The following is a 17,411-nucleotide window of genomic DNA, read 5'->3' as shown; positions in this document are numbered from 1 at the left end:
TTCTAACACGGTAATACCTGAACGATGGTCGTCATACTCTCCACGCCACCAGCCTCTCGCACACCTCTGATAGGTGCAACGTCCCAATAATCACGCCCTAATGCAATATAAATGTGTGAACTTGGCGTATAGAGCTGATTGCTAACATCAAATGTATACCAAACTCCATCTATATAAGCTTCAGCCCAAGCATGGCTCGCCAAATGACTCATTTCTGGAACGTAAAGATATCCAGAAACATAACGCGCAGGAATATTTAACTCTCTACACATACCTACAAATACATGAGTATGATCCTGACATACCCCTTGTTGATGATGGAATGCATCTATTGCCGTAGTATTCACTTGAGTAGAATCTGAAATATATGGCATATGCTCAAGCAATGCATAACTTAAATGTTTTAATTCATCACGAGTCTTTTTACTCACATGCTGAGCTGCAAAAGCTTTCATTTCAGCATCACATTGAGTCGCTGGGGTAATTTGTAGAAAAATACCGACTGGCACTTCTGACTCAATAGCTTGTTCTGAAACTGTATCGATTTCAATAATGCCCTGCGCCATAATACTTAAATTTTGATATGCATAGCGTTGAGTCGAAGTGATCCAAATATTATTAAAGGCATCTTTTGCTTCGACCGTATGACCAGGAATACTCACTGACCAAGCATCTACTTTTTGGTGAGCATTACATTGAGGACACATTCGTATATATTGGATACTATTTTTTGCCGTTTCCGTATATTGATAATGGGTTTGATGATTAATCATCAATTTCATGCATCCACCTCAAATAAACATTGCACCTGATCATTCAATTGGTAAAAGCTATTAGCATTTGGATGCGCTAAAAGATGTTGCCAAGCCTCATCTAAGCTGTCCCATCCTTTAGACTTCAACAGTTCAATCACAACACTTAAAGAATTGATTGTAGAATTAACATCCTGATTCAATCTTATTTCACGATCAAGATTTTCGAAATATTGTCCTAGACTAAAAAACAGAAAAATGTCTTCATTTTCAGCTTCTAGAATATCGCTACACTCATCAACAACAGTACAAATTAATCCTGCATTTTGTGTCGCTGTATCCACCATCTGTTTTAATTCTGAATAAGCCTGAACTGACAATACACCACGTAAATCTTGAATATTATTTTTCACATATTCAAATTGTTGAAAAAAAGAAGCTGGCTGATCATTACTCAGAATCAGCTCATTGAGCGAACACGCATTAAAAGCAGGTAAGCAAAAAGCATGGGCATACTGCAATGCTTGAACATCATCTTGAAATGGAAACTGACCACATAAATGTTGAATACGAGATAAATAACGGCCAACCCAGTAAATATTTTGCGCATTGCTGTTTAATATAATCATGACAAGCTCCTGGTTGTATATTTATGAATGTAGCGGATCTATAACCCACGTATCTTTAATGCCACCACCCTGTGACGAATTTACAACTAATGACCCTTCTTGCATCGCAACTCGGGTTAAACCTCCCGGCACGATTTCTGTACGATACGGTGAACTTAAAATAAACGGTCTTAAATCAATATGGCGTTCAGCGATGCCGAATTCAGTTAAAGTGGGAGCGACTGAAAGCGCTAAAGTTGGTTGTGCAATGTAAGCATGCGGCTGTGCAATTAACTTTAATCTAAATTGTTCAATTTCTTGTTCGGTCGCTTTAGGACCAATTAACATGCCATAACCGCCTGAACCTTGCGCCTCTTTAACCACTAACTTTTCTAAATTACAAAGTACATAATCGAGTTCTTCACGTTCACGACATTGGTAAGTCGGTACGTTATTTAAAATTGGCTTCTGGTTTAGATAGTAATTAATCATTTTATCGACATAAGGATAGATTGATTTGTCATCTGCTACCCCCGTGCCAGGCGCATTCGCAATCACGACATTGTGTTGTAAGTAAGCAGACATTAGGCCAGGTACACCTAATGTACTGTCTGGCATAAAACACAATGGATCAAGAAATCCATCATCTAGGCGTCGGTAAATTATATCGACTTGTTTTTTACCCCAAACGGTTTTGGCATAGACCTTAGCATTTTCAACGAATAAATCCTGACCTGTAACTAGAGGAACATCCATCTCACGTGCGAGGAAACAATGCTCATAATATGCACTGTTATATCGGCCGGGTGTAAGCACCACGATAAATGGTTTATCTACTTCAGCATTTTCCTCGAGTATTTGTCTTAAAAGTTGAGGATATTGCTCTACACCTTGTAAATTTGATGACTTACAAAGTTCGGGCATCATTTTTTCACTAATTTTTCGACTTTCCAACATATAAGACACGCCTGATGGTGTTCTTAAATTGTCTTCTAGTACGAAGAAGTCACCTTGCTGATCACGAATAATGTCGATTCCGCTAATTTGACTATAAACTTTACCTTTCAATGAATGTTTATACATCAATGGTTGGTATGCCTCATGAGTGAGCACTTGCAGCTCAGGCACTAAACCATCTTTTAAAATCGCCTGATTATGGTAAATATCATCTAAAAAAAAGTTCAATGCTTGCACCCTTTGTGCACAGCCTTGCTCTATTTTGTGCCATTGTTGTTTGGCAATTACACGTGGAATTAAGTCATAAGGAATAATACGATCTGTACCCTCAGCACCACCATAGACTGTAAATGTAATGCCCTGATAGAGGAAATGTTCCTTCGCTTGATGATTTAATGATTTCAGCTCATCCAAGCTTCTTTCACATAACCAATTTTCGATTTTGCTAGATGCCTCTAAGCCAATCGTTTTATCATCTAAAAGTTCATTATAAAATTCAGATTTAAGTTGATCGAACAAGTACGCAGTGCTGTTTTGTTTAACTTCGATCTGCATAGATTTTTCAAAAGCTTCGACGGTATGATCAGCCTTAAAATTTGCGAGAATTGAAGTGGTATCTTTTTCCTCTTTTAGCATACATACCTCTTAATTGTTATCAATTGTAAACAAAATTAAGCAATTTCAATGCCAAAAATTTACCTATTCATCTATTAATGCCCCATTTTTGAAGCATTCACAACGAAAAATGGCCTAAAGATGTATCGAAATATAGTCAATAGCTTCACTTTCCATGCTTGCTTATCTCTTAAAGATTTTTTATTGTGTGTTTGAAAAATATTTTCTCTTTATTCATTAGTTGATTATGTCCTCTCAAGAAAAAGAAACATCGAATAGCTTATATCGACAGTGGCAAATTCTTTCACGTTTAACCACTGGCAAATGGATGGGTACACGAGAGTTGCAAGAGACCCTGCAAAGAGAAGGTATTGAAATCAGTTTAAGAACCATTCAACGTGATTTAAATCAAATTTCTCAAAGATTTCCTATTGAGAGTAATAAAACTGTACCACAAGGTTGGCGTTGGCGATCAGATGCCCCAATTCAAAGCTTGCCGCATATGACCAGCTCACAAGCGGTCACCTTTATGATGGTTGAAGAGCATTTGAAGCATTTGCTTCCTCCAAGTTTAATTGAGGAGATGAACCCTTGGTTCGAGCTTGCAAAACGCAGCTTATCTACACAAAACAACGTACGTCAGTGGATTAACCGTGTCCGTATTGTCCCTGCAAGCCAGCCCTTGATCCCTCCTGTTGTAGAGAAACATGCGCAGCAAGCCATTTATGAAGGTCTATTACAAGATAAACAGATCGAATGCATATATCGTGCGCGTGGACCTGAAAGTGAAGAACGTGGTTATACCTTAAACCCGCTCGCATTGGTTCAAAAGGGTTCAATCATTTATTTGATTTGTACTCGACATGACAAATCAGAAGTTCAAACCTTTGCTTTACATCGCTTTAAATCTGCAAAAGTTCTAGAACAACGCGCCTTACACCCTGTTGACTTTGATATTGATGCTTACATTGAATCTGGTGCGCTCGGCTTTAGAGTTGATTTCAATAAACCCACTGAGCTCGTTCCACTCGAACTCTTTATGAATAAAGCTGATGCACTTTACTTTTCCGAAAGCCAACTCAGTAAAGATCAATCCATTACACAAGTATCCGATGATCTCTTTAAAGTGGTGGCTAATGTGCCATTTACTTCACAATTGGTTTGGTGGCTCAGAAGCTTCGGCAAAAAAATCATTCGTATAGAACCGCTCGATGTATTTAACGCCGTTCATGAAATTGAAAATTAAAAAAGAGCCAAATTGGCTCTGAAGATTTTTTATTATCATATTTTCAGTATTGCGCTGATTTCTTATTGTGTTGAGTTTAAATACGTGAACTAAACTCCCCTTTAGCCCACGTACACTTTTCAATGTCGTTGGATTATGATTTACATCGTGCAGCATGCAATTTCATAACCATTATAACGAATACGCTTCATCGTCATGGCCTTTCCTCTTTGTTGTGAACGTAGAATCAATATAACGACATCAACTTGGATTGAGAAATAATCATAATTTCTTTATTAATCTCTATTCTTGTTAAACGTAAATAATAAATTATTTATCTTATTTATGAATAAATCGTTATATGAGGATCAAAAAACCCGCATCAAGCGGGTTTTTTGGACTGCAACAGGCTTAAGCAGATTTTTTAGTTTGTGCATTCTTACGAATCGTAATCATCACCAATTGAACAGCAGCAGGTGTAACGCCCGGAATACGACTTGCTTGAGCGAGAGTTTCAGGGCGAACTTCTTTGAGTTTCAAAGTAATTTCACGAGATAAACCAGATACCACGTCATAATTAAAATCAGCTGGAATCTTAGTCTCTTCTAAGCGCTTCATTTGCGCAACATCCTGATGCTGACGGTTGATATAACCTTCGTATTTCACCGCAATCTCAATTTGGTCACCCACTTGAGCAGAAACATCAGAACCAGTAAGTTCCGCAATTTGAGCAAAAGTAATGTTTGGACGTTTCAATAAATCAATTGCTGAACATTCTTTAGAAAGATCCGCACCTGTCATTTCAACGAATTTTTTACCCATTGGATTGTTTGGTGCAGCCCAAAGATGTTGCAAACGACCTGTTTCACGCTCAACCGCTTCCATTTTTTCACAATATGCTGCCCAACGCTCGTCATCCACAAGACCCATTTCACGACCGATTGGCGTCAAACGTTGGTCTGCGTTATCTTCACGAAGCATCAAACGGTATTCCGCACGTGAGGTAAACATACGGTACGGTTCTTTCGTACCTAAAGTGATTAAGTCATCAACCAATACACCCATGTACGCTTCATCACGCTTCGGTGTCCATTGCTCTTGATCCCACGCACGGCGTGCAGCGTTCAGGCCTGCAAGTAATCCTTGTGCACCTGCTTCTTCATAACCAGTCGTACCGTTGATTTGACCAGCGAAGTACAAGTTATTAATCGCTTTAGTTTCTAAAGTAAATTTCAACGCTTGTGGATTGAAATAATCATACTCAATGGCATAACCCGGACGAAGAATGTGCGCATTTTCCATACCACGGATTGAGCGTACTAACTCGAACTGCACATCAAACGGTAAAGATGTAGAAATACCATTTGGATAAAGTTCATGTGTATCTAGGCCTTCAGGCTCTAAGAATACTTGATGAGAATCTTTATCGGCAAATTTATGAATTTTATCTTCGATTGACGGACAGTAACGTGGACCTACACCTTCAATCACACCAGTATACATCGGTGAACGGTCTAGGCCGCCACGGATAATCTCATGTGTTTTTTCATTGGTATGCGTGATGTAGCAGTTGACTTGCTCTGGGTGCATAGATGCATCACCCATAAATGACATCGTTGGTGATGGGAAGTCACCCGGCTGTGGTGTCATGACAGAGAAATCTACAGAACGTGCATCAATACGTGGTGGCGTACCTGTTTTTAAACGACCGACTGGCAATTGAAGCTCACGTAAACGGTGCGCTAAAGAAATTGAAGGTGGATCACCTGCACGACCGCCGCTTGATTTCTCAAGACCAACATGAATCACGCCACCCAAGAATGTCCCAGCGGTTAACACGACTGTTTTCGCATCAAAGCGAATCCCCATTTGTGTTACCACACCTTTAACGGTATCGCCGTCAACAATGAGGTCATCTGCTGCTTGTTGGAAAATATCAAGATTGGCTTGGTTTTCTAATGTTTCGCGAATAGCCGCTTTATAACGTACACGGTCAGCCTGCGCACGCGTTGCACGAACTGCAGCACCTTTACGTGAGTTCAGAATACGGAACTGAATACCACCCTTGTCTGCTGCGAGTGCCATCGCACCACCTAAGGCATCAATTTCGCGAACGAGGTGTGATTTACCAATACCACCAATCGCTGGGTTACAGCTCATCTGCCCTAAAGTCTCAATATTATGAGTTAAGAGTAAAGTCTGTCGACCCATACGTGCCGCAGCAAGCGCTGCTTCTGTACCAGCGTGTCCGCCACCGATAACAATGACATCGTAAACTTTAGGATAATGCATAGTGGTATATGAGGAGATAAAAATAATGACAGAAAATTATAGCAAATTTTGTTTGCCTTGAGACAATCGAGAACAATTTAATTCTAATTTTTTTGAAGTCCAATAATATAAACCATATTGATATTAAAATTTATAAATTTTGCAGATTTAAGTGATTTTTTAACAATTTAGAAAATTTATTTACAGCATTGCCCTTCCATTGATTTGACTATTTTTTCAACATATTCCTGTCATATTTTTTAACAAGAGTATACGAACATGAAAGTCCAGTTATTTACGATGTCAATGTTATGTTGTTTGGGTCTAAGCGTAAGTAGTATGAGTATTGCGAATGACAAAGTTGATAATGCCTATAATGCCAAACAATTCCAAAGCGTATGTAAGGGTAAAAGCGAAGGCGATGCTGTCAGCTTCCCGTATAAAGGAATCATTTGGAATGGTACTTGCCAAACTCAATTTTTCCCTACCCAAAGTAAAGATTTGAAAGGCAATGAAGAGCAGCTTAATTCAGCTTGTAAGTCTGATGCAGCGAGTGTTTCCGTGAATATTGAAGGTCAAGAATATAAAGGCAAATGTGCACTCGGATATGCGCCACCGATGCCAAAAGCGTCTTAACCTATTTTTTTAAATTCGACCGTTTATGCAACCAATTGAAAAATTGGTTGCTTTTATTTATTGATAACGATAAAACCAAATTAAAAATAACGATCTATTTATAAATAACACAACAAAATTCAGGATGAATTTATGGACACAGGGATCCTTACAATTTTTTTACCTTTAGCACTTGCAATTGTGATGGCGGGTTTAGGACTTGAACTCACTGTTCAAGATTTTCTACGCGTTCGTAAACACCCTAAAGCAGTGCTCATCGCATTATTTTCCCAACTCGTCATTTTGGTTGGCGTTGCATTTATTATATGTAAAATACTCAATCTATCGCCTTACTTGGCTGTCGGCTTAGTGTTGCTTGCTGCCTCACCTGGGGGGGCGACAGCCAATCTGTTTAGCTATTTATATAAAGGTGATGTTGCCCTCAACATCACCTTGACTGCGATTAATGCCATTATTGCTGCAGTGACCTTGCCGCTTATCGTGAATTTTGCAATCACACATTTCATTCAGGATTCAACTCAAATTGGTCTACAATTTAGTAAAATTTTACAAGTGTTCGCCATTATTCTTATTCCAGTTGCCCTCGGTATGTTTGTGCGCTACAAATTTCCAAATGTTGCAACTAAACTAGAAAAACCTGTGCGTATTTTTGCCGTTGTATTCTTAGTGTTAATTATTGTCGGTGCAGTACTTTCTGAACGTGCCAACATTATGAATTATCTTGCTCAAATTGGTTTGGCAACAGCGTTATTTTGTATCGCAAGTCTTAGCGTTGGTTATTTTCTACCACGCTTCTTTGGTGTACCGAGCTTTCAAGCAAGAGCGTGTGCTTTTGAAATTGGTATCCATAACAGTACTTTGGCCATGGCGATTGCAATCACGATAATGAATAGCAGCGAAATTGCGATGCCAGCAGCTGTTTATTCAATCTTTATGTATATCTTCGCTGCTATTTTCGGCATGTTGCTGAATCGTTTTGCACCATTAGACCATCCGGCTGAGTTAACTCGAAACCACTCATAAATTAACTGATATTAATTGAGTTAACCAACTCATCTTAAAGGCACTGTAATCTTGCCTTTATTTATGCTTCAGGTTTTATCTGCATTCTTAAAGCGAATACAGTACAATGCTAACTCTCGTATTGCATATTTAGGTTTTTTTACTGTGAAGTGGTTACAAATCCATATTACTGTCGATCAAGCACAAGTTGATTTTACTGAAACATTATTATTATCTCTTGGTGCAGTCAGTGTGACGCTAGATGATGCAGAAGATCAAGCGTTATTAGAACCACTTCCAGGTGAGACTCCGCTTTGGAACAAAGTCATCGTAACGGGTATTTACGCTCAAGAAGATGATGAAGAAATCGATGTCGTCGCACTAGAAACTTTCATTAAAGACCAGATGCCTGAAGCGCCTTTACGTTCTGAGTTTATCGAAGATCAAGAGTGGGAACGCACTTGGATGGATGCATATGAGCCAATTCAAATTGGTGAAAAATATTGGATCGTACCTGAGTGGATGGAAGCACCTGAAGCGGATGCGGTCAATATTAAATTAGATCCAGGATTAGCTTTTGGTACGGGTAATCATGCTTCAACATTCCTCTGCCTACAATGGTTGGGTAAAACCGATGTAAAAGACAAAATCGTCATCGATTACGGTTGTGGTTCTGGCATTCTAGGTGTTGCTGCCCTATTGCTTGGTGCAAAAAAAGTATATGCGACGGATATTGATCCTCAAGCTGTACTCGCTACACAACAAAATGCTGAATTAAATGGCGTGCTCGAAAATTTATATGTCGGCTTACCTGAAGAATTTAATCAAGCACTTGGTGAGCAAAAGGCAGATGTATTTGTCGCAAATATTCTTGCTGGCCCACTGATGGCGCTTGCTGAGGAGTTTTCAACACTCATTCAACCTGAAGGTGAATTCGCACTAGCCGGTATTATTGAAGAGCAAGTTGATGATGTTTCTCGTGTTTATGCTGATTTTTTTGATATATTAGACAAAGAAAAGCGTGATGAAAATTGGTACCGTCTTTCTGGGAAACGCCATAAATAAGTAGAGCTTAATTTAAGATATGAGTGATAAACAAACCCGCTGCCCAAATTGCTCCACAATTTACAAGGTATCAGTCACCCAGTTAACTGTTGCCGAGGGTATGGTTTGTTGTCCTAAATGTTCTGCTGAGTTTAATGCGCTTCTACATCTATTCAATCCTCAACCGAAAGTGATTGAACCTTTAATCACAGAAGCCCAAGACAGTACAGCACCATCTGAAGATGTGATTGAACCTAAACAAGAACAACACCTATTGGATATTTTCGATCGTAAAGTTGCAAATTCAAACATAACTTTGCGTACGTATTTAAATAACTTAAATACGTTCAATCATGATCCGATTACCAACTACCCTTCTTTAAATCTTTCATCATCAATCCATGCCAATAGCCAATCGAAACCAAGAACTAGGCTTTATATTGCGACATGGGCGATCGTAAATACAATTTTAGCGTTATTACTGGTTTTTCAATTTTTATGGTTTAACCCAAATGTATTGCAACGCTCACCTGCGCTAAATCAAGCATTTATATCAGCATGTAACTTATTTAATTGTGACACGCTTGATGAACGCTATACCCATATAAAAGTACAAGACCTCAATATTGAGTCAACATCAGCGATCTCCACTGTTTTTTCAGGTCACTTGGTGAACCAATATAGCAAAGGGCTAAAACTGCCTCTGTTGAAAATAAGCATTTTTCAACAAGGTAAATTGATTTCATCCTCTATTAAAGCACCCAATGAATATTTAATAGAAAGTTTGCATGGAATTACACGAATTCCTCAAGACAGTCCATTTGGTTTCAAATTTAGTATAAATTTTTCTCAATCTGAGTTTGACAATTATAAATTGGAAGTTATACGACCATAAGATCAAAAAAAACGATAAAAAAATTAAAAAAAATGTAGTTTTCTTGCTCACTTTTTCATAGACAATGGTATGATACGCGCCACGAAAGCTTTGTACCGCAAACTCCTCGCAATTTCTCAAAATAAATACAGTTCTGTTCATGTGCTTAATTTTTTTATTCAGCGCATCAGGGATGTTTTTTGTTTTATGTGGAACCGTAACAAATATTAAACTATTGTTACGCTTATTTTTCACTCAATTGCTCTAGTTGTGGCAAGCTAATTGTTCTTGTTTTAGAGTCGACCGTTTTAGGACCTAAAACGGAGCTCGTTTTTTTTATTTTGACCACAAAATCACTTTTACCCTAAGTGATTATTGATTCTCGGATTAACTCGCATGAATAGCAAATCTCCTATTTTTACTGCACAATCTGATGTCGCTCTTCGTATTCACGTAGATCGCGCAGTTCGCCATTATTTTGCACAATTGCAAGGCGAGCAACCATCTCAAGTTTATGACATGGTTTTAGCAGAAATGGAGAAACCTCTTTTATCTGTAGTGTTAGAATATACACGTGGCAACCAGACTCGCGCTGCTGAGATTCTAGGCCTTAACCGTGGTACTTTACGTAAAAAGTTGAAAGCTCACGGTTTAATGAGTGAATAAATGATAAAATGCTTGCGGCTTCCGCGGGCATTTTTTTTACCTGCTATTTAGCTTTTTTGTTTTAATTCTTGATAACTGTGACTAAATCATGACTATTAAACGCGCATTAATCTCTGTTTCTGATAAAACAGGCATTGTTGAATTTGCCCAAGACCTTGTTGCTCTAGGGGTAGAAATTTTATCTACTGGCGGTACTTATAAGTTGTTACGTGACAACAATATTGCTGTAGTCGAAGTTTCAGAGCACACTGGTTTCCCAGAGATGATGGACGGACGTGTAAAAACACTTCATCCGAAAATCCACGGTGGTATCTTGGCTCGTCGTGGTCTAGATGAAGCTGTGATGGCTGAACACAACATCGATGCGATCGATTTAGTTGTGGTAAACCTTTATCCATTTGCTGCAACTGTTGCAAAACCTAACTGCTCACTTGCTGATGCAATCGAAAATATCGACATCGGTGGTCCAACGATGGTTCGTGCTGCTGCGAAAAACCATGCAGCTGTTGGTATCGTTGTAAATGCATCTGACTATGCGACTGTAGTTGCTGAGCTTAAAGCTGAAGGCTTACTTTCTTATGCAACTCGTTTTGACTTAGCAGTTAAAGCATTTGAACATACTGCTCAGTACGACGGTATGATCGCATCTTACTTAGGCGCTCGCGTTGGTAAAGAAGAAGGTCAAGCTGATCAATTTGCACGTACATTCAATACGCAATTAAATAAAGCACAAGATTTACGTTACGGTGAAAACCCACACCAATCTGCTGCATTCTATGTTGACCCTGCTGCAACTGAAGCATCTGTTTCTACTGCTAAACAGTTACAAGGTAAAGAACTCTCTTATAACAACATCGCGGACACTGACGCAGCTTTAGAGTGTGTTAAATCATTCGCTAAACCTGCATGTGTAATCGTAAAACACGCAAACCCATGTGGCGTTGCAGTCTCTTTAGAAGGCATTAAAGCTGCATATGATTTAGCTTATGCAACTGACCCAGAATCTGCATTCGGTGGCATCATTGCATTCAACCGTGAATTAGACGTTGCAACTGCACAAGCTATTGTTGATCGTCAATTTGTTGAAGTGATCATTGCACCAAGCGTTGCTGAAGGCGTATTAGAAGTTACTGGTGCGAAGAAAAACGTACGTGTACTTGTATGTGGCGAATTACCAGCAATTGACGAACGTGCTCCACAAATGGACTACAAACGTGTAAACGGCGGTTTACTCGTTCAAGATCAAGACTTAGGTATGATTACTAAAGATGATCTTAAAGTTGTGACAAAACGTGCCCCAACTGAACAAGAAATTGATGACATGATCTTTGCTTGGAAAGTTGCGAAATACGTTAAATCAAACGCGATTGTTTATGCTAAAAACCGTCAAACGATTGGTGTGGGCGCAGGTCAAATGAGCCGCGTAAACTCTGCTCGTATTGCTGCGATCAAAGCTGAACATGCAGGCTTAGTCGTTGAAGGTGCAGTAATGGCATCTGACGCATTCTTCCCATTCCGTGATGGTATTGATAACGCTGCTAAAGCAGGTATCAAATGTATCATCCAACCGGGTGGTTCAATGCGAGATGAAGAAACGATTGCTGCTGCTGACGAAGCAGGTATTGCAATGGTGTTCACTGGCATGCGTCATTTCCGTCATTAATTAATGGTTCGTGTCATGATGACTTCTCATAAGTCACCTATAACACTGATAAGAGATTTTTAATCTTGCCTAAAGTCCTCTTCTATTCATTTAGTTGAGGACTTTATGTCATTTTCGATTCATGGAGTATGAACCGATGAATATTTTAGTTTTGGGTAATGGCGGTCGTGAACATGCGTTAGCATGGAAAATCGCTCAAGATGAAAAAGTAGCTAAAGTTTTCGTTGCACCGGGTAATGCGGGCACAGCAACTGAACCAAAATGTGAAAATGTAGCACTTAACATTTTAGATAACCCTGCCATTATCGACTTTGCAAAAAATAATGCCGTGGACCTGATTGTTGTCGGTCCTGAAGCACCGCTTGTAAATGGTGTAGTCGATGCTTGTCGCGCTGCAGGTGTGAAAATTTGGGGTCCTACCCAATTTGCAGCGCAATTAGAAGGCTCTAAAGCATTTGCGAAGCACTTCCTGAAACGTCACAACATCCCAACGGCTTTCTATGACGTGTTCACAGAAGTCGATGCTGCTAAGGCATTTGTTGAGAAAAATGGTGCGCCGATCGTGATCAAAGCTGATGGTCTTGCTGCTGGTAAAGGCGTGATCGTTGCGATGACCAATCAAGAAGCATTCGATGCAATTGATGACATGCTTGCAGGCAACAAATTTGGTGATGCCGGTTCACGCGTTGTCATCGAAGAGTTCTTGGCAGGTGAAGAAGCATCTTTCATTTGTATGATTGATGGCGACAACATTTTACCTATGGCTACGTCACAAGATCATAAACGTATCTTTGAAGGTGACCAAGGTCCTAACACGGGCGGTATGGGTGCTTACTCTCCTGCTCCTGTGGTAACGGCTGAAGTTTTTGAAAAAACCATGAATGAAGTGATGCGTCCTACTGTTGAAGGTATGAAAAAAGACGGTCACGTTTATACAGGTTTCTTGTACGCAGGCTTGATGATTGATGAACAAGGTCAACCTAAAGTAATCGAGTTTAACTGTCGTTTTGGTGACCCTGAAACTCAACCGATTATGATGCGTTTAAAATCATCTTTAGTTGATTTAGTTGAAGCAGGTATTGAAGGTAAACTTCCTGCAGAAGCTGAATGGGATGAGCGTAAAACGGTTGGTATCGTACTTGCGTCACGTGGCTACCCTGAAACGTCTAGCAATGGCGATGTGATTTCTGGTTTAGATACGGAAATGGCAGATGCGAAAGTGTTCCATGCAGGTACGAAAGCCAATGAGAATGGTGACATCGTCACTGCTGGTGGTCGTGTACTTTGCGTGACTGCACTTGGCAAAACCATTGGTGAAGCACAAGCAAAAGCTTTAGAGCTTTGCCAAAAAGTAACGTTTGACGGCGTTCAATACCGTAAAGATATTGGTTACCGCGCGATTGCTCGTGAAAATGCTTAATACAGTTTAAGTATTAAAAACCCCGCTTTGTGCGGGGTTTTTAATTAATTTCTTAAAGTTCAATTGATGTTTTATCATCTAATTCATCAAGATAATGATTGACTGATTTTCTAAAATCTAATGGTTTAGCAATATATGGAATTGGGGCATTAGAACCACCAGTTCCTCTAACAATAATTGAACCAAAATTAAATATGCGACCTAGGATACCTTGATCTACACCAAGACTCTCTACACGATTGATTTTAAGTTCAATTGTATTACGGCGAATTAACCCAGTTTTAGCAATAATCCTTCTATTCGTTATAGCTAGCTCTGTGGTCCATACGTTAATAATAGCTACTAAAATAAAAATTAGACCAATTCCAGCCATAGGTAACAATAATACCCCTATAATAATATAGCCAATTTGAGACATCCAAGACACATGTGCCCTTTCTAATATTTTTTCGTCTCTAGCTAGATTAGACTCAATGTAACTACCCATCACTACCTCATAATTATAAATTGTGCTTAATATTAGGATTTATTGAAAATATTTATATTGCTTGCAACAATATCTAACATTCCAATTCATTTCAACAAATACACAATAATTAATAAATAGTTAAATCATAATCTAAAGTAGTCCTTAAACCCTTAGAAACAGCTTTTCCTTATTCCTGATTTACTTTAGGATGCAGCTTTACCATCATCTTAGAATATCCACGAACAAAATTAGACTGAACAATCTCAGGTGTTTCAAGCACTTCAATTCTGTCATAACGTTTGAGAATCTCCTCCCAAAGAATAGTCAATTGCATCTCAGCCAAACGACTACCCATACAGCGATGAATTCCATAACCAAATGATAGATGTTTTTTCACATTTTCACGATCAATACGAAATTCATCCGCATTTTCAAACACAGTTTCATCACGGTTAGCAGACGCATACCACATAACAACTTTGTCACCTTTGCGGATATACTGACCTTTATAAATTAGATCTTGAGTCGCTACACGGCGCATATACGCCAATGGTGTCTGCCAACGAATAATCTCACTAACCATATTAGGCAACAGATCAGGATTATTCTTCAGCTTGTCTAATTCCTGAGGGAACAAATGCATTGCATAAACCCCGCCCGACATCGAGTTACGAGTCGTATCATTCCCGCCTACGATTAATAATGCCAAATTCCCCAGAAACTCTAATGGCCGCTGAATCAGATCCTTTGTTTCATCACTCCGAATAAGCATACTCATCAAGTCAAAGCTTGAAGCCTCACCTGCTTCTATACGTGCAGCCTTATCATGCCAAAGTTGTGACAAATCTCTCACCATCTCTTTTAGACCATCAAAAGTATTTTCAATGGTCATCGTGCCGCCTGTCGTACCTGGGGATGAAGATGCAATTTCAGACCAATAGACCAATTTACGGCGTTCTTCGTAAGGGAAATCTAGCAATGTTGCCAACATTCTTGAGGTCAGCTCAATTGAAACTCGATCTACAAAGTCGAAAGCTTCATTTAAAGGCAAGTGATCAAGTACGTCTTGGGTACGTGTCCGAATCAAGCTTTCCATGTCTTTTAAGTTTTTAGGTACAAAAACCCCCTGCACAGCTTTACGCTGAATATCATGCTTCGGTGGATCCATCGCAATAAACATTTCAAGCTCTAAACCTTGCGGTTGCTCACCCAACATAATGATCGGTTCTGAAGAGAAGAGCTGATGATTTTTATCAACGTACATGACATCTTCGTACTGTGTCATCGACCAAAAAGGACCAAATAAACTGTTTGATTGATAATGTATCGGCGCATCTTTCCGTAATCGCTTAAAAGTATCCTTCCATACACCTTGCTTGTATAAAAAAGGGCTACTGACATCAAGCTCTTGTAAGGGGCAAACTTTTGGATCTGGAAGTTGAATTTCTTCAATTTGATCAAAATCAGGATTCTTGAATAGGCTACTTTTTAATTTATGGTATACATGGGCAGCTTTGATATGATTTTCTAAGGGAATATAGCGAGCGCTAAAATTCACCAAATCTACTCGAACAGCATTCATTTTCTTGACTAAATTATTCATGACAATGTGTCCTATGTGATCTCATCTTTAAATTTATATTCAGCCTTTATTCCATTAAGCTGATGATCTAAGTTTGAGCATAGAATTTTAAAAATACACAATCAGGTCATTTTTTGACATTAATAAGTCATTTTTTGACATTCTTTTTATTCAAATTAGCAGCTCTAATGAGGCTAGATTTAAGAAAGATCAATATCACGCTATCTGGACTTGAGTATGATTTCTAAAGGAATAGAACATAGCAATCAGGACGATAATGCAATTCGGGCATTGATTCCCTGCGCCTATGTCAGAATTATTGCGCAACAATTGGGAGGTGGGCTGCGTGTATTCCCAACTTTATTGAATGGCACATCACTGACTGCTGAATTTATTCAACAAGAAGATTCTCGGATTTCAGCATCTGATTTTATTCGTATATTTGAAAATGCATTGAACATGACAGATGTTCCCGATTTCGGTTTAGAACTTGGGCATCGCCTTAAACCCACAACTCATGGCGCAATGGGCTTTTTGATGCACAGTTGCCCAAACCTTTATGCTGCACTTGAAGCTATTCAACATTATCTACCTACCCGAATTGGATTTGCAGAAGTCATTCTCGAAAAGCGTGATCAGCAGATGAATTGTAAAATTCACTTTAATATCGATTGCTCCACCCTTGTATATCAAAGCATGATCGAGTCTTGCATGGTGGTATTTAAAGAGTGTGCTGAATTTATTTTAGGTAAGCCATTAACTGAGGCGAAGTTGCTTTTTAGCTATCCTAAACCTGCTTACCATGCTGCTTATACAGAAATTTTTCAATGTGATTTCGCATTTTCACAATCTTTTGATGGCATTCAGATACCTTTATCTGTGTGTAAAATCCCGAATGCTTCAGCAAGTCAGGAGAACTATCTGATTGCAAAAAAACAATGTGAAAATGTACTTAAGGATCTTCTTACACCCCAAAATACTTATCAATTTCGTGTCAAAAAAATACTGATTGAGCATTTATCAGATCCCAAAAATGAATCCGAGATTGCCGCTTCATTATTCATGAGCAAACGAACCTTAGCTCGTCATTTAGAAAAAGAAGGTTTAACCTTTAAAGAGGTCAAAGATCAGGTACTTGCACAACAAAGTGCTTATTTTCTTGAGCATACGCAACTCACGATTGAAACAATTGGTATGCTTCTTAATTATCACGATGCCTCAAATTTCAGACGAGCATTCAAGCGTTGGTTTGGTATGCCACCTAGCCAATATCGGCAGAAATACAATAATGATCTTACTAAGCAAATTTCTAAATTAAATTAAATCCATATTTTTCATATTGATATATTAAATCATTATAAGGTGTTCGGCTGATAACGGGTCTTTCTAATTTTAAACACTCAAATTATAAGTATGATATTTAAAGTTTATTTATACATTCTCATAAATTGTATATGACGCTTTATGCTAAGCTAGTTCATTAACATCACTATATTGAATAAAAAAAAATTGTTATCATCAACCAACTTTTTTGTTATCAATGCTTAAATAATTGATAGCTAAATACTGAATTATCTCTAACAGATGAATAGCTTGAAGTGCTCTTGAAACAAGGACAGTTCATTTC

15 protein-coding genes are annotated in these 17,411 nt (G+C 38.7%); 9 read left to right on the top strand and 6 right to left on the bottom strand.

The features are described from left to right. Positions 1-2: 2 nt before the first annotated feature. Genes AC1M87_RS03685 through AC1M87_RS03675 form a run of 3 tightly spaced genes read right to left on the bottom strand, consistent with a single transcriptional unit; the run spans position 3 to position 2,953 of the window. Positions 3-782 (bottom strand): transglutaminase family protein, encoded by a 780-nt coding sequence (locus tag AC1M87_RS03685; RefSeq protein ID WP_092766171.1) that lies wholly within the window; start codon positions 780-782, stop codon positions 3-5. Further along, positions 779-1,381 (bottom strand): alpha-E domain-containing protein, encoded by a 603-nt coding sequence (locus AC1M87_RS03680; RefSeq protein ID WP_092766170.1) that lies wholly within the window; start codon positions 1,379-1,381, stop codon positions 779-781. The genes AC1M87_RS03685 and AC1M87_RS03680 overlap by 4 nt, the downstream gene beginning before the upstream one ends. A 21-nt stretch (positions 1,382-1,402) precedes the next feature. Beyond that, on the bottom strand, positions 1,403-2,953 hold the full coding sequence (locus AC1M87_RS03675) for a circularly permuted type 2 ATP-grasp protein (protein WP_481592977.1): 1,551 nt from the start codon (positions 2,951-2,953) through the stop codon (positions 1,403-1,405). Between the two features lie 226 nt (positions 2,954-3,179). Between AC1M87_RS03675 and AC1M87_RS03670 the strand changes: the two genes are divergently transcribed. Next, a complete protein-coding gene (locus tag AC1M87_RS03670) occupies positions 3,180-4,178 on the top strand; it encodes a helix-turn-helix transcriptional regulator (protein ID WP_481592976.1) in 999 nt (332 codons plus the stop codon). 390 nt (positions 4,179-4,568) lie between these two features. On the opposite strand, the gene mnmG is transcribed toward AC1M87_RS03670, so the two are convergent. Beyond that, the gene (mnmG, locus tag AC1M87_RS03665) at positions 4,569-6,449 is read right to left on the bottom strand and encodes a tRNA uridine-5-carboxymethylaminomethyl(34) synthesis enzyme MnmG (RefSeq protein WP_035267630.1); all 1,881 of its coding nucleotides are present in this window, start codon (positions 6,447-6,449) and stop codon (positions 4,569-4,571) included. A gap of 258 nt (positions 6,450-6,707) precedes the next feature. Between mnmG and AC1M87_RS03660 the strand changes: the two genes are divergently transcribed. The 7 genes from AC1M87_RS03660 (at position 6,708) to purD (ending at position 13,733) form a co-directional block, all read left to right on the top strand. Next, positions 6,708-7,064, top strand: coding sequence for a hypothetical protein (locus AC1M87_RS03660; protein ID WP_035267631.1), 357 nt, complete (start codon positions 6,708-6,710; stop codon positions 7,062-7,064). A 132-nt stretch (positions 7,065-7,196) separates the two neighbouring features. Further along, positions 7,197-8,087: a bile acid:sodium symporter family protein gene (locus AC1M87_RS03655; protein ID WP_481586981.1), complete on the top strand. Its 891-nt coding sequence runs from the start codon at positions 7,197-7,199 to the stop codon at positions 8,085-8,087. Positions 8,088-8,231: 144 nt separating this feature from the next. Further along, the gene (gene prmA / locus AC1M87_RS03650; protein WP_481593019.1) at positions 8,232-9,131 is read left to right on the top strand and encodes a 50S ribosomal protein L11 methyltransferase; all 900 of its coding nucleotides are present in this window, start codon (positions 8,232-8,234) and stop codon (positions 9,129-9,131) included. Between the two features lie 19 nt (positions 9,132-9,150). Continuing rightward, positions 9,151-10,005: a DUF3426 domain-containing protein gene (locus AC1M87_RS03645; protein ID WP_481592975.1), complete on the top strand. Its 855-nt coding sequence runs from the start codon at positions 9,151-9,153 to the stop codon at positions 10,003-10,005. 375 nt (positions 10,006-10,380) lie between these two features. Further along, entirely contained in the window at positions 10,381-10,650 is a 270-nt protein-coding gene (gene fis, locus AC1M87_RS03640) for a DNA-binding transcriptional regulator Fis (protein WP_001086304.1), read from the top strand. 88 nt (positions 10,651-10,738) lie between these two features. After that, positions 10,739-12,313 carry a bifunctional phosphoribosylaminoimidazolecarboxamide formyltransferase/IMP cyclohydrolase gene (purH, locus tag AC1M87_RS03635; RefSeq protein ID WP_481592974.1) on the top strand — a complete coding sequence of 525 codons (1,575 nt, stop codon included), beginning with the start codon at positions 10,739-10,741 and terminating at the stop codon, positions 12,311-12,313. A 136-nt stretch (positions 12,314-12,449) separates the two neighbouring features. Beyond that, a complete protein-coding gene (purD, locus tag AC1M87_RS03630; protein ID WP_481592973.1) occupies positions 12,450-13,733 on the top strand; it encodes a phosphoribosylamine--glycine ligase in 1,284 nt (427 codons plus the stop codon). 52 nt (positions 13,734-13,785) lie between these two features. Here purD and AC1M87_RS03625 read toward each other — a convergent pair whose 3' ends face one another. Together AC1M87_RS03625 and AC1M87_RS03620 are read right to left on the bottom strand one after the other, a co-directional pair. Then, a complete protein-coding gene (locus tag AC1M87_RS03625) occupies positions 13,786-14,220 on the bottom strand; it encodes a PH domain-containing protein (RefSeq protein ID WP_092766163.1) in 435 nt (144 codons plus the stop codon). Between the two features lie 169 nt (positions 14,221-14,389). Further along, a complete protein-coding gene (locus AC1M87_RS03620) occupies positions 14,390-15,805 on the bottom strand; it encodes a cytochrome P450 (RefSeq protein ID WP_481592972.1) in 1,416 nt (471 codons plus the stop codon). 216 nt (positions 15,806-16,021) lie between these two features. Between AC1M87_RS03620 and AC1M87_RS03615 the strand changes: the two genes are divergently transcribed. Next, positions 16,022-17,107 (top strand): AraC family transcriptional regulator, encoded by a 1,086-nt coding sequence (locus tag AC1M87_RS03615; RefSeq protein ID WP_481592971.1) that lies wholly within the window; start codon positions 16,022-16,024, stop codon positions 17,105-17,107. Positions 17,108-17,411 lie beyond the last annotated feature (304 nt).

The sequence above is a fragment of the Acinetobacter sp. 24-47-62 genome (genome assembly GCF_056779765.1).
The sequence above is the reverse complement of the archived record's forward strand: the minus strand, read 5'-3'. Positions and strand labels throughout refer to the sequence as shown.